Source organism: Delftia sp. WY8, assembly GCF_018437695.1.
Classification (GTDB): domain Bacteria; phylum Pseudomonadota; class Gammaproteobacteria; order Burkholderiales; family Burkholderiaceae_C; genus Comamonas; species Comamonas tsuruhatensis.
The window spans coordinates 5,967,720-5,993,683 of record NZ_CP049795.1 but is presented as its reverse complement, the minus strand read 5'-3'; the positions used below and the strand labels follow the sequence as shown (position 1 = coordinate 5,993,683).

The following is a 25,964-nucleotide window of genomic DNA, read 5'->3' as shown; positions in this document are numbered from 1 at the left end:
TTTGGGAGGGAGCGGGAAGAAAGAAGAAAGCGGGTCTGGACAGCGCGCTCAGCCGCGCTTGTCCAGGCGGCGGGCCGCCGTGTTGCCCACGAACTGGATGACCTGGACCATGGCCACGAGGATGGTCACGGTGAGCACCATCACATCGGTCTGGAAGCGGTAGTAGCCGTAGCGGATGGCCAGATCGCCAATGCCGCCGCCGCCCACCACGCCGGCAATGGCCGAGTACGACAGAAAGCTCACGGCCAGCACGGTCAGCGCCAGCACCAGGCCCGAGCGCGCCTCGACGATGAGCACGCGCCAGACGATCTGCAGCTCCGAGGCGCCCATGGCGTGCGCGGCCTCGATCACGCCGCGCGGCACGTCGCGCAGGCACTGGTCCACCAGGCGTGCCAGGTAGGGAATGGCCGCCACGGACAACGGCACTGCCGCAGCCAGCGGGCCGATGGAGGTGCCGGCCAGCCAGCGCGTGAAGGGCACCAGCGCGACCAGCAAGATGATGAAGGGGAAGGACCGCACGGTATTGACCGTCCAGTTCAGCACGGCAAAGGCCGGGCGGTTGTCCAGCGACTGGCCGGGGCCCAGCAGGAACAGCAGCACGCCCAGCGGGCCGCCGATCAGCACGGCGGCCGACAGGCCGATGCCCAGCATCAAAAGGGTCTGGCCCATGGCCAGCCACAGCTCGGGCAGGATTTCGACGATGTTTTCAGACATGGGAATGCGGAAGCTAAAAGAAGAGGAAAACGGGACCGGGCGAAAGCCCGTCAGTGCTCGGAGCCGCCCACGGCGCGCAGCACCACGGGGCGGGTGGCGCCGCGTTCGCGCAGGGCCTTGTCGGCACGCTCCACGCGCAGGGCCTCAAGTTCGCTGCCCAGCAGCGTGGCGCGCTGCGGCGCCTCGTAGGCACGGCCCTGCGGCAAGGCGGGCAGCGTGAAGCGTTCTGCCACCTGGCCCTGCTCGATGATGGCCACCTCGCTGCACAGCGCATCGACCACGGCCAGCTCGTGCGTGACGATGACGATGGTCACGCCCAGGCGGCTGTTGATGTCCGCCAGCGTGGCCAGGATGGAGCGCGTGGTCTCGCTGTCCAGCGCCGAGGTGGGCTCGTCGCACAGCAGCACCTGGGGGCGCGGCGCCAGGGCACGCGCAATCGCCACGCGCTGCTTCTGACCTCCGGACAACTGGGCCGGATAGCTGCCGGCCTTGTCGGCCAGACCCACGATGTCCAGGCATTCGCGCACACGCTGCTCGATCTGGGCGCGCGAGTGGCCGCCATGGATGCGCAGCGGAAAGGCCACGTTCTCGAACACGCTGGCGTTCTGCAGCAGGTTGAACTGCTGAAAAATCATGCCGATGTTCTGGCGCGCCTCGCGCAGCGCGCGGCGGCCCAGGTCGGTCAGGCGCTGGCCTGCCACCACCACCTCGCCGCTGTCGGGGCGCTCCAGCAGGTTGATCAGGCGCAGCAGCGTGGACTTGCCCGCACCGCTCTTGCCGATCAGGCCGAAGACCGTGCCCTGGCCGATGTCCAGTGATACCGAACGCACGGCATCGAAGTGCTTGCCATCGGCTGTTACAAATTTCTTTTGCAGGTCGCGCAGGCGGATCAGCGCGTTTTCCGGGGCCAAATGGGCGGTCTGGACGGTCATGGATTCTCGGTTCGGCAGTGAAAACGGTCCTGGGATCGGCAACGGCAGCCTTTGCACCGCCATCTCCAGGCAATGGCGCGCAATTTCCGGGCCCTGTGCTGCGCAGTTGGACGCAGTTGCAAGCCGATGGGCATGCGTTGTCTTGCGTCGTCGCCAAGCACAGGCGAATCCCCAGGATCTGCCGTCATTAGTGTTCTAACGAGTGTGTTGCAAAACGTTGTTCAAACAAAAGAATAAAAAATACGGTGCTTATATCGATTGCCGTCTTTCAAGCCTTGATGTACGGCCTGGACGGCATTGCTAGAATCCGCCCCCGACAGGCCTGTACAACGGCAAGATTCCTTGTGGTTGCGTGCATTACAGGTAAGTACCCGCTTTCATTCGCCATGCCTGAATCCTCCCGAACTGCCGACTGCCCCGCCTGCGCCGCCAGCCTGCGCGTGGAAGCGGTGCGCCTGCGGCGTGGCATCACAACCGTCTTTGATGGCCTGGACCTGCAGCTGGACGAGCCGCGCGTGGGACTCATCGGCGACAACGGCGCGGGCAAGACCAGTCTGTTCCGGCTGCTGTGCGGCCTGGATGCGCCGCAGGCCGGGCGCGTGCTGCTGGACGGCACCGAACTGCACGAGGCCCGCGCCAGGCGGCCGGGCCAGGTTGGGCTGATGTTCCAGAACCCCGACGACCAGATCATCTTCCCCACCGTGGAGGAAGAGCTGGCCCTGGGGTTGCGCCCTTCGGGCATCTCGCGGCGCGAGGCCACGGAGCGCGCCCGCGCCCTGCTGAACAGCCGCGGCCTGGCCGACTGGGCACCGCGCGCCGTGGCCGGACTCAGCCAGGGCCAGCGCCAGCAGGTGTGCTGGCTGGCCCTGCTCATTGCCGCGCCGCGCGTGCTGCTGCTGGACGAGCCCTTCGCCAGCCTGGACCTGCCGGGCCAGGCGCGGCTGGCCAGGGACATCGCGGCCGCCGAGCAGCAGGTGCTGGTCTCCACCCATGTGCTGGACCACGTGCGCAGCTTTGGCCGCGTGCTCTGGCTGGAGCGCGGTCAGGTGCGCGCAGACGGCCCCGGCCATGAGATCTGCGCAGCCTATGAAGCCGACGTGGCCCGCCGGCTGCAAGCGCAGTCCTGACGCAGGAGCCGGCCGCCATGGGAAGCCTCTACAGCGAATACACCAGCTGGCTCCATGCCTGGAGTGCGGGCCGCAAGCTGCTGCTCATGGCGCTGCTGGGAACGGGCCTGTTCCTCATCGATTCACCGTGGCTGCTGGCCATGGCCGGCGCCGCCTGCGGCCTGCTGTGGCTGTCGCTGGGCCGCGCCACCGAGGGCGCACGGCGGCTCATGCTGTCGGTGACCGTGGCCGCCCTGCTGGTGGCTGCCTTCCATGTGTGGATGCAGCATTACGCCCTGGCCGCCTCCAGCGCGCTGCGCCTGGTCTGCGCCTCCACGCTGGGCATGGCGCTGACCGTGAGCACGCGCCCCAGCGATCTGGTCGATGTGCTGGAGCGGCTGCTGGCGCCGCTGGAGCGCATCGGCATCTCCCCCGAACAGGTGGCCCTGCAGCTGGCATTGATGCTGCGTTTCACCGAGCATTTCTTCGTGCAGTGGAAGCGCATGGACGATGCCCACCGGCTGCGCACGGGCCGCGCCGGCGGCCTGCGCCTGATTGCGCCGCTGACCATCCACATGCTGCAGGCCACGCGCCGCGTGTCCGATGCGCTGTGGGCGCGCCTGGGCCGCTGAGGCCTGCCCTGCCGATTTGCCCTTCCGATTTGCCCTGCTGAACTGCCCTTCCTGACCGACAGCGAGAACTCTCCATGACCGCTCCCTCCACCGTCTCACGCGCCTCGGCGCGCTCCATGGCCCAGGTCTCGCTGTTCGCGGCACTGATGGCCGTCATGGGCCTGATTCCCAAGATCGACCTGCCGCTGGGCGTGCCCATCACCATCCAGTCGCTGGGCGTGATGCTGGCCGGCGTGATGCTCGGCCCCTGGCGCGGCATGCAGTCCATGCTGCTGTTCCTTGCGGCCGTGGCCGTGGGCCTGCCCCTGCTGTCGGGCGGGCGCGGCGGCATTGCCGTCTTCATGGCGCCCTCGGCCGGCTACCTGCTGGGCTACCCGCTGGCGGCCTGCATTGCCGGCCTGGTCATGCGTGCGCTGCCCCAGGGATCGCCCCGGCGCGCGGCGCTCAGCGCCTTTGCGGCCTCGGCGCTGGGCGGGCTGGTGGCCCTGCATGCCTTCGGCGTGCTGGGGCTGATGCTGATGGCCAAGCTCAGCCTGTCGCAGGCCTTCATGGCCACCTTGCTGTTCGTGCCCGGCGATCTGGTCAAGTGCGTGCTGTGCGCCCTGGTGGTGCACACGGTGGCGCGCGGCATGCCGGACTGGCCGTTCGGAGGCCGCCAGCATGGCTGAGCCATCCGCGCCCCACCCGCTGGCCGCGCCGCTGCAGCACCCGTGGACCCTGGTCCATGGTCCGCTGGAGCATTGGGCCCGGCAGCGCCCCGATGCGATGGCGCTGCAAAGCGAGGCCGGCCAATGGAGCTTTGCCGCGCTGCATGCCGCCGTGCTGCAGCGCTCGGCCGCGCTGGTGGCCGGCCAGGCGCCAGAGATGCTGCTGGTGGACACGGGCGGCAGCGCCAGCACCGTGGATGCCATCGTCGAATTCCTCGCCATCCTGCACAGCGGCCGCTGCGCCGCCGTGGCCGATCCTGATTGGCCCGATGCCGTGCGCAGCCGCATCGAGGGCTGGCTGCCCACGGCGCCCAGCGCTCTGGCCGAGGCCACGGCCACCGGCGCCTTCTACACCGGCTTCACCTCGGGCAGCACCGGGCTGCCCAAGGGCTTCATGCGCCACCACCGTTCGTGGACAGAGAGCTTTCGCGTCTGCCTGCAGGACTTCGGCCCCGTGGCCGCGCAGCGCACCATGGCGCCCGGGCGCATCTCGCATTCGCTGTTCCTGTTCGGCGTGATGCAGGGCCTGTGGTGCGGCGAAGGCGCCGTGGTGCAGGAGCGGTTCTCGGCGGCGCGCTGCCTGGCCTCGCTGGCGCGCGGCGAAGCCCCCTGCCTGGTCGCCGTGCCCAGCCAGCTGCTGCTGATGCTGCAATGGGCCGCACACCGCGCGCTGGCGCCCATCCCCGAGGTGGAGCTGATCATGATCAGCGGCGCGCGCTGGATGCGCGCCCAGACCCCGGCCCTGCGCGCGCTGTTTCCGCACGCACGCATCATCGAGTTCTACGGCGCCTCGGAAGCCAGCTTCATCGCCTGGATGGAGGCCGACGAACAGGCCCCGCCCCAGGCCGTGGGCCGGCCCTTCAGCAATGTGCAGCTGCAGATCCGCCCCGCCACGCGGCAGCCCGGCGACCAGCCCCTGCAGCCGGGCGAGGACGGCCTGATCTACATGCGCAGCCCCATGCTGTTCATGGACTATGTGGGCGAGGCGCGCGACGGCACGGCCGCGCTGCGCGACGGCGAATGGCTGTCCGTGCGCGACATGGGCCATATCGATGCCGGCGGCCAGCTGTGCCTGGCCGGGCGCCAGAGCCGCATGCTCGTCACCCAGGGCAAGAACCTGTTCCCCGAGGAAGTCGAAACCCTGCTGGCCGCGCACCCGGGCGTCGCCCAGGTCTCCATCCAAGGCCTGCCCGACGCGCTGCGCGGCATGCAGGTGCACGCCGTCGTGCAATGGCACGGCGCCGCGCCCGCAGGCTCCGCACAGGCGCTGGCGGCCTGGCTGCGCGACCGGCTGGAAAGCTACAAGCTGCCGCGCCAATGGTGGAGCTGCACCGACTGGCCGCAGACCGCCAGCGGCAAGACCGACCACGGCCGTCTGGCGCGCGCGCTGGCGGCCACCGCCACGGACACTGGCCGGGCACTGCCCGGCGAACCCGCGCTGCTGCCCCTGCCATGAACCCGCACGACGCCCCCGTCATCCTGGCCTGGGCGCGCAGCCCCGTCGCCCCCGTGGGCGGTGCGCTGCGCGAGCTTGCGGCGCACGAGCTGGGCGCGCCCGTGCTCCAGGCCTTGCTGGCCCGGGCCGGCCTGCCTGCCCGGGCCGTGGATGCCGTGGATGCCGTGGTCTTAGGCAACGCCCTGGGCGCAGGCGGCAACCCGGCCCGCATGCTGGCCCTGGCTGCGGGCCTGCCCGAGCGCTGCGCAGCACACAGCGTGGATACCCAGTGCTGCTCGGGCCTGGACAGCGTGGCCCTGGCTGCAGGCCTGCTGCTGTCGGGCCAGGCCGATATCGTGGTGGCCGGTGGTGCCGAGGCCTGGAGCCGTGCCCCCATCCGCCAGACGCGCCCGCGCCATGCAGGCGAGCTGCCCGTCACCTATGACCGCCCCGCCTTCGCCCCCGATCCCGCACGCGACCCGGACCTGCTGCAATCGGCCGCCGACCATGCGCTGGCCCATGGCATCACCCGCGCCGTTCAGGAGGCCCATGCCATCCACAGCCACGCGCAGGCGCTCGCGCACCGCGACCGGCTGGCCCAAGAGATCGTGCCCATGGCGGGGCTGGACCACGACGCCTATCCGCGCGCCTTGAACCCGGCCCGCGTTGCGCGCATGCCCGTGGTGGCCGAAGCGGGTGGCGCCGTTGACGCCCATGCACGCCAGCGCCATGCGCTGAGCACGCCCACCATCTCGCCCAAGGCCGATGGCGCAGCCCTGGTGCTGCTGGCCACGCCGCAGGCCTGTGCACGCCTGGGCCTGCAGCCACGCGCCCGCTGGGTGGCCAGTGCCTCGCTGGGCCATGCGCCCGAAACACCGCCGGTCGCCGCCGCACTGGCGGCCCAGCAGGTGCTGGAGCGTGCAGCCGCAGCGCTGCAGCTGCCTTGCCTGACTGCGGAAGAGCTCCAGGCTGTGGAGCTGCACGATGCCTTCGCCGTGCAGGCCCTGGCCTTTGCCGAAACCCTGGGCCTGCCGCTGCAGCAGCTCAACGCTGGCGGCGGTGGCCTGGCGCGCGGCCATCCCATAGGCGCATCGGGCGCGGTTGCGCTGGTGCGCATGCTCTCAGACCTGCACCGCACGCCAGCAGCCCACAGACCGGCCCTGGGCCTGGCCGCCATTGCAGGGGCTGGCGGCATAGGCGCGGCCTGCCTGGTGCAGGCGCTTTGAATCCATGGACTCCGCATTTCCCATGTCCGCCAACCCACCGTCCGACACCCTTCCCTTTGGCGATGCGCATGAGGCCCTGGTGCACGCGCGCCGCTCCGTGCGCGCCTACCGGTCCGATCCCGTGCCGGACGCGCTGCTGCACCATTTGCTGCAATCGGCCCGCCGGGCGCCCAGCGGCGGCAACCTGCAGCCAGGCCAGTTCATCCAGGTGCGCGGCAGCCTGCGCGGCGCACTCACACAGGCGCTGCTGGCCGACTGGCAAGGCGGAGCACCTGAGCGCGAGGACTACGGCTACTTCCCCCGCCCCATGCCCATGGCGCTGCGCAAGCGCCAGGTGGCGTCGGCCCAGGCCCTGTACAGCGCCCTGGGCGTGGCCCGCGAGGACCGCGCCGGGCGCGACGCGCAGTTCGGCCGCAACTACCGCTTCTTCGATGCGCCCGTGGCCCTGGTGGTGAGCATCGACGCACGCTTCGGCGCAGGCGGCTACATGGACCTGGGCATGACCCTGTACGGCCTGCAAATGGCCGCAGCTGCCCAGGGCCTGGGCAGCTGCGCCATCGGCGCCCTGGCCTCCTACCCCGACACCGTGCGCCGCGTGCTCGACCTGCCGCCCGGCGAGCACATCGTCTGCGGCCTGGCCCTGGGCTGGCCCGACGAGGCCGCCCCCGTCAACCGCACCCAGACCACCCGCGCACCGCTGACCGAATACTTCAGGGTACTGGGAGAATGAAAAAAAGCTGCCAATGGCAGCTTTTGCAATTCAGCCCTCGCTCGCACTGAACACGGCGACCGAAACCGGCGCAACACATAGCGAGGGACACCGAGCAAGGGCCGCCCCGCAGCGAGGGTGTCGTCCCCCTCCCGCGAAGCGAGAGAGGGGGAAGCGGCGTCAGCCGCTCAGGGGGTGCTTCCTATCAAAACGCAGGGATCACCGACCCCTTGAACTGCACATCGATGAACTGGCGCACTTCATCGGAGTGGTAGGCCTTGATCAGCTGCGCCACCCAGGGCTTGCCCTTGTCGGCATCGCGCGCGACCAGAATGTTCACATAGGGGTTCTTGGCGGCTTCCTGCGCAATGGCATCGGTCTTGGGGTTCAGGCCTGCCGAGATCGCGAAGTTGGTGTTGATGGCCGAGGCGTCCAGGTCATCCAGCGAGCGTGGCAGCTGGGCTGCGTCCAGCTCCACGAAGCGCAGCTTCTTGGGGTTGGAGACCACGTCCAGCGGCGTGGCCTTCAGGCCCGCGCTTTCCTTGAGCTTGATCAGGCCCTGGGCCTGCAGCAGCAGCAGCACGCGGCCACCGTTGGTGGGGTCGTTGGGGATGCCGAACTTGGCGCCCTGGGGCAGGTCGGCCAGCTGCTTGATCTTCTTGGAATAGATGCCGATGGGGAAATTCACCGTGTCGGCCACCCAGCCGATCTTGTAGCCGCGGTCGCGCACCTGGGCGTCGAGGTAGGGGCGGTGCTGGTAGCTGTTGGCGTCCAGGTCACCGGCCGACAGCGCGGCATTGGGCTGCACGTAGTCGCCGAATTCAACGATCTGGATCTTCAGGCCGTTCTTCTCGGCGACCTTCTTGACCTGCTCCATGATCTGGGCGTGCGGGCCGGCCGTGACGCCGACCTTGATGGGCTTGTCCTGCGCCTGCGCGGGCATGGCCAGCAGGGTCATGGCGGCGGTGCTGGCAATCGCGGCGGCCGTGAGCGTGCGGCGGAGGAAATGGCGCTTGGTGGGCATGGATGCGGTTCCTTGTAACCTGTCAAAAACACAGGCGCACACTGTAGCGCCAACACAGCGCACGGCGACCGTACCGGCACACTGCGGCTAGACAGTTTTTTCAGTAGCTCACAACCGGCGCCGCAGCGCGGGCGTCAGCGGTCCTGGAACTCGGGCGTTGCCATGACCTGGTGGGCCACGACATCCAGTACGGGATGGGGTTGCTCCTGGCGGTCTATCCAGACCTTGGGCGTGAAGCTGCCACGCAGCGCCACGGCATCGCCTTCGATCAGATTGCGCAGCACCTCGCAGGCCTGGGCGTCGAATGCAACCACATTGACCGGGATGGAAGTGCCATCGGATGCCTCGGAGCGCACGCGGGCCACCATGAAGGGGCGCCGATTGCGGTCGCTGCGGTGTTCGGGCGTACCGGTGAGTCTGCCGGTAATCAGTCCATCCATCATGTGCGAGACCAGGAAGAAATCGTCAGTTACAAAAGACGCCATTGTAGGTGCAGGTTTTACGTGCCCAGACCGGGACGCGCATCTTCGCGGTGCATGGACTTTTCATGCGCTGGCTGCCCTCGCCATCCGTGATGGACCTGCCTGGCGAAGCTGCACATGTCCTTGTCCTTGCCCTTGCTCTTCGCGGCAAGGCGCCATCGCGCGCAAAATTGAACGCGCAAAAAAACGAACGTACAAAGCAAAAAGCTCCTGACGTTTCCGTCAGGAGCTTTGCGTTTTGGTCGGCGTGGCGGGATTCGAACTCGCGACCCCTTGCACCCCATGCAAGTGCGCTACCAGGCTGCGCTACACGCCGAAGCATTGAATTATAGGGACTAAAAACAGGCCTTCAGGGAAAACGCAGAGATTTTTCAAAAATGTCTGCAAATTCCTGAAATGGCGACGATCAGCCCCCCGCATCTTCTCACCCCTGATGCGTGGCGCGCACGTGGTCCAGCAAGGCCTCCAACGGATGGCGCAACTGGCGTGCAGACAGTCGCTTGACCTGGCTGCGGCAGGAATAGCCGGTGGCCAGCGGCTCGCCCAGGTTCTGCTTGCTCTCGATCTGTTTCTCCCATGACTGGGCATAGATGGTCTTGGAGGTTTCGAGGTTGCGCGCCTCATGCCCGTAGGTGCCCGACATGCCGCAGCAGCCGGTGGCCTCCACGCTCAGGCGCAGCCCCCGTCGCTCGAAAAGCTGCGTCCACTGCTTGCCGCTGTCGGGCGCATTGGTCTTTTCAGTGCAGTGCGGCAGCAGCCGGTAGGCCACGCTGGCCACGCTGGTCACTGCCTCGGGCAGCACCTGCAGCAGCCATTCCTGGGGCAGCTCGACCTTCGGCACCTCGCCCATACCCGGCACCTTGAGGTATTCCTGCCGATAGGCCAGCGTCATGGCCGGGTCCAGCCCCACCAGCGCCACACCGGGCTGCGCCAGTTGCGCCAGCTGCGCGGCATTGCGGATGGCCGCCTTGGCAAAGGCGCCCATGAATCCCTGCACATGCAGCGGCTTGCCATTGGGCAGCAGCGGCGCCAGCCAGACCTGGAATCCCAGGCGCGCCGCCAGCTCGATCAGCACCTGCAGCTGGCCGGTCTCGAAGTAGCGGGTAAAGCTGTCCTGCACGATGACCACGCTGCGTGCGCGCTGCTCGGACGTGAGCGCAGCCAGCGCCTGCGCATCGGCCGCGCGCACCTTCCATTGCCGCAAGGTGGCTGCCAGGTCCAGCCGGCTCAGCAGCGGGCCATCGACCATGCCGATGCGACGGCTGAGCACATCGCGCATCCATGGCGAGCCCATCACCCCGTTGTAGAGCGCGGGCATGCGCGCCAGCCACGGCATGGTGAACTCCAGCGAGCCGATCAGGTAGTCACGCACGGGCCGCAGGTAGCGGCGGTGGTAGAGCTCCAGAAAGCGCGAGCGGAATTCGGGCACGTTGACCTTGACGGGACATTGCCCGGCGCAGGACTTGCAGGCCAGGCAGCCGGCCATGGCGTCATAGACCTCGTGCGAAAAATCGGCCTCGCCGCGGCGCGCCGCGCGGCTGTTGCGCCAGCGCGCGGCCAGGCTGGACAGGAAGGGCTGGGGCTGCTGCGCGACCTCCAGCACGTTCACGCCGGCCTGCCCCTGCAGGCGCAGCCATTCGCGCATCAGCGAGGCCCGGCCCTTGGGCGAATGCACGCGCTGGCGCGTGGCCTTCCAGGAAGGGCACATGGCATCGTCCGGATCGAAGTTGTAGCAGGCGCCATTGCCGTTGCAGTGCATGGCCGCGCCATAGCTTTGCCATACGCGCTCGTCGATCTGCCGGTCCAGCTCGCCGCGCGTGGTGACGCCGTCCACCTTGAGCAGCAAGGTCTTGCTGGCCGGCGGCGTGGCGATCTTGCCGGGGTTGAGCTGGTTGTGCGGGTCGAAGGCGGCCTTGAGCTGCTGCAGCGAGGGATACAGCTCGCCGAAGAAGGCCGGCACATATTCGGAGCGCAGGCCCTTGCCGTGCTCGCCCCACAGCAGGCCGCCATGGCGCTGCGTGAGTTCGGCCACCGCGTCGGAGATGGGGCGCACCAGGGCGGCGTCCACGGGGTTCTTCATGTCCAGGATGGGGCGCACATGCAGCACGCCGGCATCGACGTGGCCGAACATGCCGTACTGCAGGCCGTGGCTGTCCAGCAGCGCGCGGAACTCGGCAATGAACTCGGGCAGGTTCTCGGGCGGCACGGCCGTGTCTTCGACAAAGGGCTGGGGCCTCGCCTCGCCCGCCACGTTGCCCAGCAGGCCCACGGCGCGCTTGCGCATGGCATAGACGCGGTGCACCGCCGCATTGCCGGCCGCCAGCGTGTGGCCCAGCCGCTCCACCGAGGCGTCGGCGCCCAGGTGGCCGAGGAAGGCCTGCACGCGGCCATCGACCTCCTGCGGATCGTCGCCGCTGAATTCCACCAGGTTGATGCCCAGCGTAGGGCGCTGGCCGTCCTGCGGAAAGTACTCGGCCACGCTGCTCCAGACGAAGTCCTTCATGGCCAGCAGCAGCACCTTGGAATCCACCGTCTCGATGGACAGCGGCCGGTGTGCCATCAGCGCGCGCGCATCGCGCAGCGCGTCCATGAAGCCAGCGTAGCGCACGTTGACCAGGACCGAGTAGCGGGGAATGGGCAGCACGTTGAGCTTCGCCTCCACCACGAAGCCCAGCGAGCCTTCGGCGCCGCACAGCACGCTGTTGAGGTTGAAGCGCCCGTCGCCTTCGCGCAGATGGGCCAGGTCATAGCCGGTGAGGCAGCGGTTGAGCTTGGGGAATCTGGCCTCGATCAACTCCGCCTGGTCCTCGCTGATGCGCCGCGCCGTGCGGTGCACCTTGCCGATGCGCCCCGAATCGGCGCACATGCGCTCCAGCGCCTGAGCATCCAGCGGCGCGCTGTGCAGGCGCTCGCCGCCCAGCAGCACGAAGTCCAGCGCCAGCACGTGGTCGCGCGTCTTGCCATAGGTGCAGCTGCCCTGCCCGCTGGCATCGGTGTTGATCATGCCGCCGATGGTGGCGCGGTTGGAGGTGGACAGCTCGGGCGCAAAGAACAGTCCGTATGGCTTGAGCGCGGCGTTGAGCTGGTCCTTGACCACGCCGGCCTGCACGCGCACCCAGCGCTGCTCGGCATTGATTTCGAGGATACCGTTCATGTGCCGCGACAAGTCCATGGTCACGCCATGCGTGAGCGACTGCCCGTTCGTGCCCGTGCCGCCGCCGCGCGGTGTCAGCACCACATCGCGGAACTCAGGCCGCGCCAGCACCTGCGCCGCCCTGGCCACATCCTCGGCGTGACGCGGGTAGATGGCCGCCTGCGGCATGCGCTGGTAGATGGAGTTGTCCGTGGCCAGCACGGTGCGGCTGGCATGGTCCGTGTCCACGTCGCCCTCGAAGCCGGCGGCCTTCAACGCTTCAAGAAACTCAAGGTATTGGGCAGGCACGGGGGCGCTGGCGTGGGGCAGTGGGGCAATCGACATGGAAGGCAAGGTGGGGAGATTTGTTGCTGGCGATCAGCCCAGGAAACCCATGCATGCAATACACGATTTCAGGCCGACCATGGCCGCAAGTATCTCTACACTCTTCCTCTGGAACAAACGAAAATTGCGGCCGCGAACACTGCATAAAACTCATGAATTACCGACGCCTGACGCCCTCCATGTCCCTGCTGCTGGTCTTCGAGGCGGCCGCGCGCCACGAAAGCTATGCGCGAGCGGCCGAGGAGCTGTCGCTCAGCCAGAGCGCCATCAGCCGGCAGGTGCAGACACTGGAGGCGCAGCTGGGCATCAGCCTGTTCCGCCGCGAGGGCCGCACGGTGCGCCTGACTGATGTGGGGCGCCGCTACTTCATCGACCTGGGTGCCGCGCTGGGCCGCATACGCAGCGCCACCCTGCAGGCCATGTCACGCCAGTCCGGCGGTGGCACGCTCAACCTGGCCACCCTGCCCACCTTCGGCTCCAAATGGCTGCTGCCGCACCTGCATGGCTTCTACCAGGCGCAGCCCGGGGTGACCATGCACATCCATTCCCGCATAGGCGACATCGACTTCGACAGCGGCGAGATAGACGCCGCCATCACCGTGGGCACGGGAGACTGGCCCGGGCTGACCGCGCACCGCCTGTACCACGAGTTTCTGGTGGCGGTGGCCAGCCCGCAGGCGCTGCAGCAGGCCGGGCAGGCAGCAGCCTCGCCGGATTGGGTGGGCCAGCAGGTGCTGCTCACGGTGGCCAGCAACCGGCAGGCCTGGAGCGAGTGGTTCACGCACTATCGGCTCGATCACCGGCAGATGCGGATAGGGCCGAGCTTCGAGCTGACCTCGCACCTGATACAGGCCGTGCTGGCAGGCATGGGCGTGGGCCTGGTGCCACGGGTACTGGTGGAAGAGGAGATAGCGCGCGGTGAGCTGCACGTGGTGGGAGACGCCATCCCCAGCCAGCGCAGCTACTACCTGGTCTATCCCGAGAGGAACGCGACACTGCCGGCGCTGGCAGCCTTCCGGCAATGGCTGCTTGCAACCTGCGCTGAGGGTTGATTCCTGCGCAACGGCCGCTCCCCTTCAGCGGTTGGTAGCGGTTGGCAATGGCACAAAGAAAAACGGACCACAGCCAGAAGCTGTGGTCCGTTTTCATTTATGGTCGGCGTGGCGGGATTCGAACTCGCGACCCCTTGCACCCCATGCAAGTGCGCTACCAGGCTGCGCTACACGCCGAAGAATTCAATTATATACAGCTTTTTGCTCTCAAATAGAAAGCAGCGCACGAATCTGCAAAAGCTCCTCGCGCACGGCCTCCGGCTCCAGCGGAACGCTGGCCGCGGCATCGCCACCGAGCAGCGGCGCGGCAGCCGGCGCCGACACCACGACACCGGCCTGCAGCGCGGGAACCACGGCAGACCCCGAGGCTTCGCGCAGGCGGTTGCGCGCACCGTTGATGGTGAAGCCCTGTTCGTACAGCAGCTCGCGGATGCGCCGGATCATCAGCACTTCATGGTGCTGGTAGTACCGGCGGTTGCCGCGCCGCTTCATGGGGCGCAGCTGCGTGAACTCCTGCTCCCAGTAGCGCAGCACATGCGGCTTGACGTCGCACAGATCCGCGACCTCACCGATGGTGAAGTAGCGCTTGGCGGGAATCTGGGGCAGAAGTGAAGCCATGGCAAATGTGGATGAAGTCAGGATGTGCAATGCCGCTGGTGCGCGGACGCTGATCCGGGAAGAAGGCCGAGCCTACTGCACAGCTCGCCTGCAAGCCAGCACCCTGTCGTAAAAACAGCCCATCCACCGCGAGGCAGACAGGCTGGCGACAGCTGGCCATGCAGGCCCGGGCAGGCTTTCCTCAGGCCTGGGAGCCCGATGTGCCTTCCTGGATCTGCTCCTTGAGCTTGCTGCTCGCATGGAAGGTCACGACGCGGCGCGCCTCGATCGGAATGGCCTCGCCCGTGCGCGGATTGCGCCCCGGACGCGGCGCCTTGGTGCGGATCTGGAAGTTGCCGAAGCCCGACAGCTTCACATCCTCGCCCGACACCAGGCTTTGCGAGACCAGCTCGAAGAACGCATCCACCATTTCCTTGGATTCGCGCTTGTTCAGGCCGATCTCGTCGAACAGCAGATCCGCCAGCTGCGCCTTGGTCAGCGCAGGCGAATCAAGACTTTCCACCGCCAGTTCCATCACAGGATCTCCTTTCACGGCATGCACCCTCCATCATGCGCGCAGGCGCGCACCCAGACGCTGCTGCAGCTGCTCGAGCACGGCCTGCACGGCCTGCTCGATCTGCACATCCGTCAGCGAGCTGTCGTCATGGCCCAGCGTCAGGCGCACGGCCAGGCTCTTTTCGTCCTGCGCCAGCGCGCCCGGTGCCGCTGTCTCGCCGGCCTTGAGCGCCTTGGGACGGAACACATCGAACAGCACGGCAGAGCGCAGCAGGCCGCCGGTTTGGGCAGCCTCCACCGCCTGCATGAGCTGGGCATGCGTGGTCTTTTCGTTCACGACCACGGCAATGTCGCGCTCCACGGCCTGGTGCTTGGCCACGGGCTTGAACACCGGCACCTCGCGCGCCAGCACGGCATCGAGCTCCAGCTCGAACAGCACGGGCGCCTGGGCCAGATCCCATTGCTGGCGCCACTGGGGATGCAGCTCGCCAATGAAGCCGATGGACTGGCCATCGAGCAGCACGCGTGCGCAGCGGCCCGGGTGCATGGCCGGATGCTCGGCCGGCTCGAACACGGGCTTGCGCGGCGCCAGCAGCGCCTCGACATCGCCCTTGACGTCGTAGAAGTCGACCCTGGTCTCGCCACGAGCCCATTGCAGCTGCTCGGCAGCTCCCCAGGCCAGGCCCGCCACGCGCATGGGCTGGTAGAAGCCCTTGACCGTGGTGTCGCTGTCAACAACGCTGTCATCCTTGAGGAAGACACGGCCCAGCTCGAACACGCGCACGCGCTCGGCCTTGCGGTCGGCATTGAACTTGAGCACCTGCATGAGCGAGCCGATGAGGCTGGAGCGCATCACGCTGAGCTGGCTTGCGATCGGGTTGAGCAGCTGGATGGGATTGGCGTTGCCAGCCAGATCCTTCTCCCACGCGGCTTCCACAAAGCTGAAGTTGATGGTTTCCTGGTAACCCAGATCGGCCAGCGCGCGGCGCACGGCGAACTGGCTGCGGCGGTTTTCGGCGCGCAGCTTGGGCGCAATGGGCGCCAGCGGCTTGGTCGTGGGCAGGTTCTCGTAACCCACCATGCGCGCCACTTCCTCGATCAGGTCTTCCTCGATGTTGATGTCGAAGCGGAAGCTGGGCGGCGTGACGGTGAGCACGCCATCGCCCTGCTCCACCGGCAGGCCCAGGCCGGCCAGCGCATCTTGGCATTGCTGCTGCGTGAGCGGCATGCCGATGACCTTGGCCGCACGCGCCACGCGCAGCGTGACGGGCTTGGGCTGGGGCATGTTGGACTTCTGGTCGTCGACGGGGCCGCAGACGGTCTCGGGCGTGCCGCAGATCTGCAGCACCAGCTCGGTGATGCGCTCGATGTGCTCGACCGTCAGTTCGGGATCGACGCCGCGCTCGAAGCGGTGGCCCGCATCGGTGGAGAAGTTGTAGCGGCGCGAACGGCCGGCAATCGACTTGGGCCACCAGAAGGCCGCCTCGATGTAGATGTGGCGCGTGTCGTCGGACACGGCCGTGGCGTCGCCGCCCATGATGCCGGCCAGCGATTCGACTTCGCGCTCATCGGCGATCACCCCCACCTGTCCATCGACGGTGACGGTGTTGCCGTTGAGCAGCTTGAGCTGCTCGCCTTCCTTGCCCCAGCGCACCTGCAGGCCGCCGTGGATCTTGTCCAGGTCAAAGATGTGGGAGGGGCGGCCCAGCTCGAACATCACATAGTTGGAGATGTCCACCAGCGGCGCCACGCTGCGCTGGCCGCAGCGCGCCAGGCGATCGACCATCCACTGCGGCGTCTTCGCCTGGGTGTTGACGTTGCGCACCACGCGGCCCGAGAAGCGACCGCACAGGTCGGGCGCCTCGATCTTCACGGCCAGCCTGTCCTGCACACCCACCGCAGCAGGCGTGAACGACTGGGGCTTGAGCGGCGCACCGGTCAGCGCAGCCACTTCGCGCGCCACACCATAGACGCTCAGGCAATGCGCCAGGTTGGGCGTGAGCTTGAGCGTGAACAGGGTGTCATCCAGGTTCAGGTATTCGCGGATGTTCTGGCCCAGGGGCGCGTCCAGCGGCAGCTCCATCAGGCCGCCATGGTCCTCGGACAGCTTGAGTTCGCGCGCCGAGCACAGCATGCCGAAGCTCTCCACACCGCGCAGCTTGCCGATCTTGATGAGGAAGGGCTTGCCGTCTTCACCGGGTGGCAGCTCGGCCCCAACCGTGGCGCAGGGCACGCGGATGCCCACGCGCGCATTGGGCGCGCCGCAGACGATGGTCAGCAGCTCGGGCCCGCCCACATCGACCTGGCACACGCGCAGGCGATCGGCATTGGGATGCTGCTCGGCAGCCTTGATCTCGCCGACGACGATCTTGGTGAACGGCGGTGCCACGGGCTCCAGCTCCTCCACCTCCAGGCCGGCCATGGTCAGGGTGTCGGCCAGCTCTTGGGTGGTCAGCGGCGGATTGCAGAACTCGCGCAGCCAGGATTCGGGAAATTGCATATCAGACTCTTTGGCGTTGGTTCGGTCCGCGCGCCGCGGCGCTGGCGGACCCCATGAACGTATTGACGACTCTCATTCCAAGCCCCCGAACAGCCTGACCATGCGACTGGCGTGGTTCAGGCCGGAGACGCCGAGCAAGAGCCGCCTCGCGGCGAGGGCGTCATCCCCCTCCCAGGGGGATGGCGCGCAGCGCCTCAGGGGGCGGTCCATTTCTAACGGAATTGCGACAGGAAGCGGATATCGCCGTCAAAAAACAGACGCAGATCGTTGACGCCATAGCGCAGCATGGTCAGGCGGTCAGGACCCATGCCAAAGGCAAAGCCGATGTACTTCTCAGGATCCAGCCCCATGTTGCGCACCACGTTGGGGTGCACCTGGCCGGAGCCAGCCACCTCCAGCCAGCGGCCGGCCAGCGGGCCGCTCTGGAACTGGATATCGATCTCGGCGCTGGGCTCGGTGAAGGGGAAGAAGCTGGGACGGAAGCGCAACACCAGGTCGTCGCTCTCGAAGAAGGTCTTGCAGAAGTCGGTGAAGACCACCTTCAGATCCTTGAAGCTGACGTTCTCGCCGATCCACAGGCCTTCGCACTGGTGGAACATGGGCGAGTGCGTGGCATCGCTGTCCACGCGGTAGGTGCGGCCCGGCGCGATCACGCGGATCTCGGGCATGCCCTGGCCGGCGTCCAGCCGCTCACGGTATTTCTTGACGTGCTGCACGGCATGGCGCACCTGCATGGGGCTGGTGTGCGTGCGCAGCAGATTGGGGGCCTGTTCCGTGCCGCCTTCCACGTAGAAGGTGTCGTGCATGGAACGGGCGGGATGGTCTTCGGGCGTGTTCAGCGCCGTGAAGTTGAACCAGTCGGACTCGATCTCGGGGCCCTCGGCCACATCGAAGCCCATGGAGCCGAAGATGCCCTCGATGCGCTCCAGCGTCAGCGACACGGGGTGCAGGCCGCCCTGGCCACGGCGACGGCCCGGCAAGGTCACATCCAGCACCTCGGCCTTCAGGTGGGCCTGCAGTTCGGCATCAGCCAGGGCCTTGCGGCGCGCGGTCAGCGCGGCCTCGATGCCTTGCTTGGCCACGTTGATGGCGGCTCCGCGCGACTTCTTCTCTTCGACGGAAAGCTGCGCCATGCCCTTCATGAGCTCGGTCACCTTGCCCGACTTGCCCAGAAACTGCGCCTTGGCGTTTTCCAGATCAGCGGGGGTTTGTGCCTGCGCGAACAATTGCTGCGCGCTTTCGACCAGAGAATCCAACTCGTTCATATCGACTCTTTATCGACTGTGAAAAGAAACAAGGGCTAGCAGCCTTTTCAAGCCCTAGCCCTTGCTGTTTGCGCTGCAAGCCATCACGAGGATGGCCACAGACCGTTATCTCAAGCAGCCAGCTTGGCCTTGACTTGATCAACGATGCTGCTGAAAGCAGCCTTGTCGTGCACCGCGATATCGGCCAGCATCTTGCGGTCGATCTCGATGGCTGCCTTCTTCAGGCCGTTGGCGAACTGGCTGTAGGTCAGGCCCAGTTCACGTGCAGCGGCGTTGATACGGGCGATCCACAGACGGCGGAACACGCGCTTCTTGGCACGGCGGTCACGGTAGGCATATTGCCCAGCCTTCATCACCGCCTGCTTGGCGATGCGGAAGACATTGCCGCGGCGGCCGCGGAAACCCTTGGAAAGGGCCAGAACTTTTTTGTGACGGGCGCGGGCCGTTACACCACGTTTGACGCGAGGCATGTGTTTTCTCCTTGTTCGTCAGTGAATTACAGGCCAGCCATCGGCAGCATCTGTGCGATCGAGCCCATGTTGGTCTCATGCACAGCCACTGCACCACGCAGGTGACGCTTGTTCTTGGTGGTCTTCTTGGTCAAGATGTGACGCTTGAAGGCTTGACCGCGCTTGACGGTGCCACCGGGACGAACGCGAAAACGCTTCTTCGCGCTGCTCTTGGTCTTCATTTTGGGCATTTGAATGCTCCTGTTGTTTGTGCTCGTGAGGCGGCTCGCAACACTGCGCGCACTTGCTGGCCCCGAGACACTTCTGTGCCAGCCCGAAGGCCGGCAAGAACAAGGGACATGGATACCATGTCCCTTGCATCGCACGCCCCGCGCAATCGACTCGCGCAAGGCCTGCAAATTCTGTCGCCCCTCAGCGAAGGGCGAAACCGCGATTATGCCTTATCAGCCACCGCAGGTGCAGCAGAAACCTCTGCTTGCGGTTTGCCACCGGTGGTGGGCTTCTTGCGCGCAGGGGCGATCATCATCACCATCTGGCGGCCTTCGAGCTTGGGGAACTGCTCCACCTGGATGGAGTCCGCCAGATCGTCACGCAGACGGTTCAGCAGGTCCAGACCGATCTGCTGGTGCGTGATTTCACGGCCGCGGAAACGCAGCGTGATCTTGCACTTGTCACCATCGGCCAGGAATCGGCGGATGTTGCGCAGCTTGATGTTGTAGTCGCCGTCGTCGGTACCAGGGCGGAATTTCACTTCCTTGATTTCGATGACGGTCTGCTTGGCCTTGGCTTCGGCAGCCTTCTTCTGTTCAAGGTACTTGAACTTGCCATAGTCCATCAACCGGCAGACAGGCGGAGTGGCCGTGGCGGCGATTTCCACCAGGTCCACGTCCAACTCGCCCGCCATGCGCAGCGCTTCCTGCAGAGGCACGATGCCCAGCGGCTCGTTCTCCGGGCCGGACAGACGCACTTCAGGCGCCATGATTTCACGGTTGAGACGATGCTTGCGCTCTTCACGGTGGCGCCGATCACGAAATTCAGTAGCTATGGTTCTCACCCTTGGATTTAAGTTGCTACAACAGCGTAGCCGCTTGTGTGCAGTACACGCCAAACGGCTAACGCCTTTGGAGATGCTCCGTCAGGCCTTCGCCGCGATGTCCTTGGCCACGAGTTCAATGAACGCGTCGACCGACATCACTCCGAGGTCCTTGTTGCCCCGTGCGCGCACTGCCACTGCACCAGCGGCCTTCTCCTTGTCGCCTGCAACAAGGATGTAAGGCAGCTTTTGCAACGAATGCTCCCGTATTTTATACGTAATCTTTTCGTTGCGCAGATCTGTCGCCACCCTAAGGCCTTGATTCGGAAATGCTTTTTGCAGCTTTTGCGCGACTTCCCGCACATAGTCCGCCTGCGCGTCAGTGATATTGAGCACGGCCGCCTGAACAGGAGCCAGCCATGTCGGCATGGCACCGGCATGCTGCTCGATGAGGATGCCGATGAAACGCTCAAGGCTGCCGACGATGGCACGGTGCAGCATCACGGGGCGATGGCGATCGCCGTCTTCGCCCACGTATTCCGCATCCAGGCGCTCGGGCATGGAGAAGTCGACCTGGATGGTGCCGCACTGCCACTGGCGACCGATGGCGTCCTTGAGCGTGTACTCGATCTTGGGACCGTAGAACGCGCCATCGCCGGGCGAGATCACGTACTCGCAGCCCGAAGCCTCCAGGCTGTTGATCAGCGCGGCCTCCGCCTTGTCCCAGCTTTCATCGGAGCCGATGCGCGCCTCGGGGCGCGTGGCAACCTTGTAGATGATGTCGCTGAAACCGAAGTCCGCGTAGACCTTTTGCAGCAGCGTGGTGAAGGCCAGCACTTCGGGCTGGATCTGGTCTTCGGTGCAGAAGACGTGGCCGTCATCCTGCGTGAAGCCGCGCACGCGCATGATGCCGTGCAGGCCGCCCGTGGGCTCGTTGCGGTGGCACTGGCCGAACTCGCCGTAGCGCAGCGGCAGGTCGCGGTAGCTCTTGATGCCCTGCTTGAAGATCAGGATGTGGCCGGGGCAGTTCATCGGCTTGAGCGCGTAGTCGCGCTTTTCCGACTCGGTCGTGAACATGTTCTCGCGGTACTTGTCCCAGTGGCCGGTCTTCTCCCACAGGGTCTTGTCCAGGATCTGCGGACCCTTGACCTCCTGGTAGCCGTTGTCGCGGTACACGCGGCGCATGTACTGCTCGACCTCTTGCCACAAAGCCCAACCCTTCGGATGCCAGAACACGGTGCCTGGCGAATGCTCGTCGATGTGGAACAGATCCAGTTCACGGCCCAGCTTGCGGTGGTCGCGCTTTTCGGCCTCCTCCAGCATGTGCAGGTACTGCTGCAGGTCGTCCTTGGTAGCCCAGGCCGTGCCGTACACGCGCTGCAGCATCTCGTTGCGATGGTCACCGCGCCAGTAGGCGCCAGCCACCTTCATCAGCTTGAAGAACTTGAGCTTGCCGGTGCTCGGCACGTGCGGGCCGCGGCACAGATCCTCGAAACCGCCTTCGCGGTACAGGCTCACATCCTCGTTCGAGGGGATGCTGGCGATGATCTCGGCCTTGTAGTTCTCGCCCATGCCCTTGAAGTAGGCCACGGCCTCGTCGCGCGGCAGCACGCGGCGCACCACGGGCTCGTCCTTGGCAGCCAGCTCGGCCATGCGTTTTTCGATGGCAACCAGGTCCTCGGGCGTGAAAGGACGCTTGTACGAGAAGTCGTAGTAGAAGCCATTCTCGATGACGGGGCCGATGGTGACCTGGGCGTCAGGAAACAGATCCTTGACGGCGTAGGCCAGCAAGTGGGCCGTCGAATGACGGATCACGTCCAGGCCATCTGCATCCTTGGCCGTCACGATGGACAGGGGCATGTCCTTGTCGATCACAAAGCTGGTGTCCACCACCTTGGCGTCGTCGCCCGTGCCAACCTTGCCAGCCAGTGCAGCCTTGGCAAGGCCCGTGCCTATCGATGCAGCCACTTCGGCCACGGTGACCGGACCGGGATACTCGCGTTGCGAACCATCGGGAAGCGTAATGTGGATCATGGGATTCCTAAAAATATTTCTCAGGGGGTGCGCCATCCCCAAAAAGCAAAAAAGCGCGGAGCCTGGTCCGCGCTTTGTTGGGGTCGAGTGAATCTCGTGCAGGCGCGAACCGCCAGCCGCTAGCGGCCGGTGTACATCTCCGATGTAGTTCGCGGTGTCATAACCATGATGCCTTTCTCGCCCTTGTCAGTTGAAAACTCCTTGCATTTTAACCCCAGCAAAGAAAAAGCGCCCGAAGCACAAGGCCCCGGACGCTTTCTCACCCCTATCTACCTGAAGTTGCACTCACCGAAGCCGCGCTTCAGTGGAATTGCTCCTCTTCCGTGGAGCCGGTCAGCGCCTTCACGCTGGACGAGCCGCCCTGGATCACCGTGGTCACGTCGTCGAAGTAGCCTGCACCCACTTCCTGCTGGTGCGACACGAAGGTGTAGCCTTGCTCGCGGGCTGCGAATTCAGGCTCCTGCACCATGTTCACGTAGTGCTTCATGCCTTCGCCGTTGGCGTAGGCGTGGGCAAACTTGAAGGTGTTGAACCCTCAAGCAATACTGTAAGTAGCAGATTTTCAAGGGTTTTTTCCGTTTTCGAGCCTGCGCCTCCCGCCCCACCCATGCATGCCCCAAACTGTCGCAGTGACCTGTTTGCTGGGTTTTCAGCTTTTGGGCCATCACCCCAGGAATGAGGGGGAGGGTTTGACCCCCACGGACCACCCAGCCCCATAGGATGGGCAGGTGATCGCGTGCGTGGCGCACTTCGCTTTGCCCAAATTTTAGGCAGCTTTTTACACGCAGGGCCTCCAACTTGTGTCCACCACTTTAGCTGCAGCATCCACCGCAGACATCAGCGTCTCATCCGCCAGGTGGCTGTAACGCGCCGTTGTCTTGAGCTGGGAGTGCCCCAAAAGCTTGCTCACCACGTAGATGGATTGCCCCGAGTTCACCAGATTGCTGGCGAACGTGTGACGCAGGTCGTGCATCCGCAGTTCAGGCATCCCGGCCTCCTTGCGAACCTTGTCCCAGGGGTGGTACAGGTTGCCAAACGGCTGCTTGGTATTGGGATTGGGCACTACGTAAGGGCACCCTTTCCAACGTGGCAGCGCTTGAAACACCTCCAGAGCCCTTTCAGAGATCGGAACGTTTCGCGGCTTCCCGCTCTTGGACATAGGAATGCGCCAGTTGCGCCGCTCCAGATCAACATCCTCCCAACGAGCATCCAGCAGTTCGCGCTTGCGGCATCCGAGCAGCAGCAAAAGAGCAACGATGCTCTTGAACTGGGCGGAACCACACCGGGACAGGGCCTCGTGCAGGCGTTGGGTCTCAGCGGCACTGAGATACCGCTCCTTGGCGTTGTTCGGATTGAACAGCACCACACTGTCGGTCGGATTGGACTGGCTGCCGGGGATGCCCTTTTTTTTCGCCAGATTGAACATGATCTTGAGCAGGATGGGCAGCTTGTTGGCCTGTGCCAATGCGTAGCCCTTCCCACGCAGATCCGCGTGGGCCTCGGCCACCATGTTGCTCGTGATCGCATCCAGGTGCTTGGCGCCAAAGCGCGGAAGGATGTGGCACTTGATAAAGCTCAGCGTGGACTGAAAATTCCTCCGATGGACTTTGATGTGCGGAACGTAGACGTCTTGGATGAAAGATGCCAAGGTCGGCACTGTGCGCAAGGTTTGGCGCTCCTCCAGGGGATTGCCGCCCAGCTCCACTTTTGCGCGCAACTCCATGGCCATCTTCCTAGCCTTCTCGCAGCTAATCACCACGGCATCGCCGATCTTGTATTGCCGTAACTTACCGTGGGTATCGTGATAGCGCAGATAAAAGGTTTTGCCCCCTGAAGGCCGAGCCTCCAGAATAAAACCTTTGAGCGCGCTATCGTAATAGTCCACCCGCGATTTCTCGGGCGGGCAAACCGCTTCATTCACGAACTTCGCACTGAGTTTGACAATGGGCATACAGCCCCTCCTTTCAGGGTGTTGATTGATAAAAAAACCACGCCCATGGAGATAGGCACCGGTGCAATAGACGCACGAGCACCTATCCAAATGAACATAGATATGTAAAATCAAGTAGTTAGAAAGAGACGCGGCGCAATCTGCTAGAGATCGCTACCGCGCGACTCAACGGCAATAAGAATCATCGCCTTAGGAAAAATCCCTCAACGCCAGAGGCGGCGCACCCGTTGGTTTCCACAAGAATAGCTGCTATCTTTTGTTAGATGCAACTTCTTGATCACCACTTCAGAAATTCGGAATAGGCGCCTTGCCCGTACGAGGCGGCTTCTTTTGCTCCAGCTCTTCTGGCAGTTCCTTCGGCAGTTCCGGCAGGTAACGCGCAAAGGCATCAGCAAACTCATGCACCTCGTAACCCTTGGGGGTATATTCCTCCGTCATACGCACAGTTTTCGATTTGATCTTGTAGGCACTCATAAATTTTGCCAATTGACGCGCCGACAGAGGCTTACCGTAGTTGTAAGTGCACCAGTCCATATCTTTATCTTCATGCAGCATGCTCAGCAAATCAGCGGATGGAATGTACTTCTCTTTGTAGCCAGACAATACTTCCCTTATATCCTCCAGCAATTGGTTTGAAGAAGATTTCGGAGGTGAGGTTTCTTCGTAGTTTTGCACCGCTGCCTCGCAGGCCTTCCGATACCATTTTTCTCCCAGGCAATGTGCAATAGCCAGCAAAGGCTCCCAGTTGTCCTGCTGGCGATCACTGAGCTCCTCCGGCATTTCATCCCACCCCTTCGCAAGGGTCTCCTTGTTCTCCAGGACAAACTTCAAAATCTGAGAACGCAAGCCCTTAAAGACTTCGGGATCAGCAGAGCGCAAGCGCTGCACGCTGTCGTCCTTGGTCTTGCGCTTCAAAGGAACTTGGATGCCTCGACTCATTGTGGCGTTGGGCAGATGCCGCTCAAGCGAGATTCCTGCCATGGCCTTGGGACCATAAACGTAGTAAGCACGCTCGGTCAGCTCCTTTCCATCGGACTCCACACGCAAAACGAAGCCACCACGTTCATAGCCCTTGTTTACAACTCCTGCCAACTCCGTCTTCCCCTCCACGAATGTGTCTGCCTCATCGATCAGCAGCGTTGGCTTGTGGTTGGTAATCAACCGAAAAAGTGCTGCCAACGTGATATTGGCCGTCTCCATTGGGCGAAACACCAATTTCTCCACCACCTTAAGTAGCTGAGTTTTACCGCACTCCCTCTCCGGAGCATTAATCAAAAGCAATGGACAACGATGAAATTTTTCGTAGCACCATGTCAGGATGGCCCACAGAGCGACAACCAAGGCATCACGCTCCGAGACGATCACATAATCTTTAATAACCCCAATCAAATCATCCATCAGCACATCACAATCGACCATCCCAGAAAATGGCGCAACATTATTAGAGCCCAAACTTTCCGAAATAATTGAAGACACTGAACTCTTAGACTTACTATTCACGATCCATCCTGAAAATGAGTGGTTGAAAAGATGGATTGGCCAATCCGTGGTTCGCCGTGTTCATACAGCGAATCCAGGAATGAATTGTTCCTACAAAAACATGTCCCTGCAAGCTATGCATCCAGCGAGTTCCTATCCATCAAAAGAGAGTCGAAAAATACGTCAGCGGCAGACGCACACCAAACAGTAAAAATAAATAGATAGACTCAGACGCCCATCTCGCTGGGAAGATTTTTTTTCTTTGAACGGAAGCACTTCTCGCTGGGAACAAAAAAACATGGACAGCAAATTTGGTACTGGTTTTCGGCCTTAAGATTTTTTGGCATAGAGCTCGGCGCACGTCTGCGTGGGAGACGCGCTGCTTGGGGACGGCAAAGCTCCCGCAAAACGGGGGTTCAAAAAAAATTCAAAAATCCGCCAGTTAGCGTATGTTTTTGACCACATGGGTCTCGACGGCATGCCCCGGCCCTCCTTCCCCATCCGCAACATCTGCAACGCCGCAACGTTGTTGCAGGGCATGGCCCGGCCGGTGGCGCCGTGGCAGATGTGGCGGACTGCAGCGGGGAGGAGCGCCGTCGCTCCGGGGTGCAGCGAGCCCCGC

General features: G+C 64.4%; 22 protein-coding genes, 2 tRNA genes and 1 pseudogene. 7 read left to right on the top strand and 18 right to left on the bottom strand.

The features are described 5' to 3' along the window. Positions 1 to 48 precede the first annotated feature (48 nt). Both G4D77_RS27440 and G4D77_RS27435 read right to left on the bottom strand, forming a co-directional pair. Complete coding sequence (locus tag G4D77_RS27440) at positions 49 to 714, bottom strand: methionine ABC transporter permease (RefSeq protein ID WP_012206396.1); 666 nt, start codon at positions 712 to 714, stop codon at positions 49 to 51. A 50-nt stretch (positions 715 to 764) separates the two neighbouring features. Continuing rightward, the gene (locus G4D77_RS27435; protein ID WP_046985622.1) at positions 765 to 1,646 is read right to left on the bottom strand and encodes a methionine ABC transporter ATP-binding protein; all 882 of its coding nucleotides are present in this window, start codon (positions 1,644 to 1,646) and stop codon (positions 765 to 767) included. 386 nt (positions 1,647 to 2,032) lie between these two features. On the opposite strand from G4D77_RS27435, the gene G4D77_RS27430 reads away from it, so the two are divergent. The 6 genes from G4D77_RS27430 (at position 2,033) to G4D77_RS27405 (ending at position 7,482) form a co-directional block, all read left to right on the top strand. Next, the gene (locus tag G4D77_RS27430) at positions 2,033 to 2,773 is read left to right on the top strand and encodes an energy-coupling factor ABC transporter ATP-binding protein (protein ID WP_047326868.1); all 741 of its coding nucleotides are present in this window, start codon (positions 2,033 to 2,035) and stop codon (positions 2,771 to 2,773) included. A 17-nt stretch (positions 2,774 to 2,790) separates the two neighbouring features. Continuing rightward, complete coding sequence (locus G4D77_RS27425; protein ID WP_046241668.1) at positions 2,791 to 3,384, top strand: energy-coupling factor transporter transmembrane component T family protein; 594 nt, start codon at positions 2,791 to 2,793, stop codon at positions 3,382 to 3,384. A 74-nt stretch (positions 3,385 to 3,458) separates the two neighbouring features. Beyond that, entirely contained in the window at positions 3,459 to 4,052 is a 594-nt protein-coding gene (locus tag G4D77_RS27420; protein ID WP_016448270.1) for a biotin transporter BioY, read from the top strand. Next, positions 4,045 to 5,547, top strand: a complete 1,503-nt coding sequence (locus tag G4D77_RS27415; protein WP_154833999.1) for an AMP-binding protein — start codon at positions 4,045 to 4,047, stop codon at positions 5,545 to 5,547. The genes G4D77_RS27420 and G4D77_RS27415 overlap by 8 nt, the downstream gene beginning before the upstream one ends. Next, positions 5,544 to 6,752: a thiolase family protein gene (locus G4D77_RS27410; protein ID WP_154833998.1), complete on the top strand. Its 1,209-nt coding sequence runs from the start codon at positions 5,544 to 5,546 to the stop codon at positions 6,750 to 6,752. The genes G4D77_RS27415 and G4D77_RS27410 overlap by 4 nt, the downstream gene beginning before the upstream one ends. 4 nt (positions 6,753 to 6,756) lie before the next feature. After that, the gene (locus G4D77_RS27405; RefSeq protein ID WP_154833997.1) at positions 6,757 to 7,482 is read left to right on the top strand and encodes a nitroreductase; all 726 of its coding nucleotides are present in this window, start codon (positions 6,757 to 6,759) and stop codon (positions 7,480 to 7,482) included. Positions 7,483 to 7,666: 184 nt separating this feature from the next. On the opposite strand, the gene G4D77_RS27400 is transcribed toward G4D77_RS27405, so the two are convergent. The 4 genes from G4D77_RS27400 to ydiJ all read right to left on the bottom strand — a co-directional run bounded on the left by G4D77_RS27400 (position 7,667) and on the right by ydiJ (position 12,445). Then, the gene (locus tag G4D77_RS27400) at positions 7,667 to 8,485 is read right to left on the bottom strand and encodes a MetQ/NlpA family ABC transporter substrate-binding protein (RefSeq protein ID WP_016448274.1); all 819 of its coding nucleotides are present in this window, start codon (positions 8,483 to 8,485) and stop codon (positions 7,667 to 7,669) included. Between the two features lie 134 nt (positions 8,486 to 8,619). Continuing rightward, positions 8,620 to 8,970: a single-stranded DNA-binding protein gene (locus G4D77_RS27395; protein WP_012206405.1), complete on the bottom strand. Its 351-nt coding sequence runs from the start codon at positions 8,968 to 8,970 to the stop codon at positions 8,620 to 8,622. A gap of 236 nt (positions 8,971 to 9,206) precedes the next feature. After that, positions 9,207 to 9,283 (bottom strand) — tRNA-Pro (locus tag G4D77_RS27390). A gap of 108 nt (positions 9,284 to 9,391) precedes the next feature. After that, complete coding sequence (gene ydiJ / locus G4D77_RS27385) at positions 9,392 to 12,445, bottom strand: D-2-hydroxyglutarate dehydrogenase YdiJ (RefSeq protein WP_154833996.1); 3,054 nt, start codon at positions 12,443 to 12,445, stop codon at positions 9,392 to 9,394. Positions 12,446 to 12,498: 53 nt separating this feature from the next. On the opposite strand from ydiJ, the gene G4D77_RS27380 reads away from it, so the two are divergent. Then, positions 12,499 to 13,497: a LysR substrate-binding domain-containing protein gene (locus G4D77_RS27380; protein ID WP_126312046.1), complete on the top strand. Its 999-nt coding sequence runs from the start codon at positions 12,499 to 12,501 to the stop codon at positions 13,495 to 13,497. Positions 13,498 to 13,597: 100 nt separating this feature from the next. On the opposite strand, the gene G4D77_RS27375 is transcribed toward G4D77_RS27380, so the two are convergent. The 12 genes and pseudogenes from G4D77_RS27375 to G4D77_RS27320 all read right to left on the bottom strand — a co-directional run bounded on the left by G4D77_RS27375 (position 13,598) and on the right by G4D77_RS27320 (position 25,363). Next, positions 13,598 to 13,674 (bottom strand) — tRNA-Pro (locus G4D77_RS27375). Positions 13,675 to 13,704: 30 nt separating this feature from the next. Then, on the bottom strand, positions 13,705 to 14,115 hold the full coding sequence (locus tag G4D77_RS27370; protein ID WP_013801679.1) for a MerR family transcriptional regulator: 411 nt from the start codon (positions 14,113 to 14,115) through the stop codon (positions 13,705 to 13,707). Between the two features lie 181 nt (positions 14,116 to 14,296). Continuing rightward, the gene (locus G4D77_RS27365; RefSeq protein ID WP_016448314.1) at positions 14,297 to 14,629 is read right to left on the bottom strand and encodes an integration host factor subunit alpha; all 333 of its coding nucleotides are present in this window, start codon (positions 14,627 to 14,629) and stop codon (positions 14,297 to 14,299) included. Between the two features lie 33 nt (positions 14,630 to 14,662). Next, entirely contained in the window at positions 14,663 to 17,110 is a 2,448-nt protein-coding gene (gene pheT, locus G4D77_RS27360) for a phenylalanine--tRNA ligase subunit beta (RefSeq protein WP_154833995.1), read from the bottom strand. Between the two features lie 212 nt (positions 17,111 to 17,322). Next, positions 17,323 to 18,375: a phenylalanine--tRNA ligase subunit alpha gene (pheS, locus tag G4D77_RS27355; protein WP_012206411.1), complete on the bottom strand. Its 1,053-nt coding sequence runs from the start codon at positions 18,373 to 18,375 to the stop codon at positions 17,323 to 17,325. A gap of 110 nt (positions 18,376 to 18,485) precedes the next feature. Next, positions 18,486 to 18,845, bottom strand: coding sequence for a 50S ribosomal protein L20 (gene rplT / locus G4D77_RS27350; protein WP_012206412.1), 360 nt, complete (start codon positions 18,843 to 18,845; stop codon positions 18,486 to 18,488). Between the two features lie 26 nt (positions 18,846 to 18,871). Further along, complete coding sequence (rpmI, locus tag G4D77_RS27345) at positions 18,872 to 19,075, bottom strand: 50S ribosomal protein L35 (RefSeq protein WP_046240115.1); 204 nt, start codon at positions 19,073 to 19,075, stop codon at positions 18,872 to 18,874. A gap of 203 nt (positions 19,076 to 19,278) precedes the next feature. After that, entirely contained in the window at positions 19,279 to 19,899 is a 621-nt protein-coding gene (gene infC, locus G4D77_RS27340) for a translation initiation factor IF-3 (RefSeq protein ID WP_074923479.1), read from the bottom strand. An 81-nt stretch (positions 19,900 to 19,980) separates the two neighbouring features. Continuing rightward, positions 19,981 to 21,912 carry a threonine--tRNA ligase gene (gene thrS, locus G4D77_RS27335; RefSeq protein WP_016448317.1) on the bottom strand — a complete coding sequence of 644 codons (1,932 nt, stop codon included), beginning with the start codon at positions 21,910 to 21,912 and terminating at the stop codon, positions 19,981 to 19,983. A gap of 301 nt (positions 21,913 to 22,213) precedes the next feature. Continuing rightward, positions 22,214 to 22,444: pseudogene (locus G4D77_RS27330) on the bottom strand (isocitrate lyase); the annotation flags it as partial. Between the two features lie 246 nt (positions 22,445 to 22,690). Then, on the bottom strand, positions 22,691 to 23,863 hold the full coding sequence (locus G4D77_RS27325) for a site-specific integrase (RefSeq protein ID WP_213757807.1): 1,173 nt from the start codon (positions 23,861 to 23,863) through the stop codon (positions 22,691 to 22,693). Between the two features lie 285 nt (positions 23,864 to 24,148). Beyond that, positions 24,149 to 25,363 carry a DUF3631 domain-containing protein gene (locus tag G4D77_RS27320; RefSeq protein WP_213757806.1) on the bottom strand — a complete coding sequence of 405 codons (1,215 nt, stop codon included), beginning with the start codon at positions 25,361 to 25,363 and terminating at the stop codon, positions 24,149 to 24,151. Between the last annotated feature and the right edge of the window lie 601 nt (positions 25,364 to 25,964).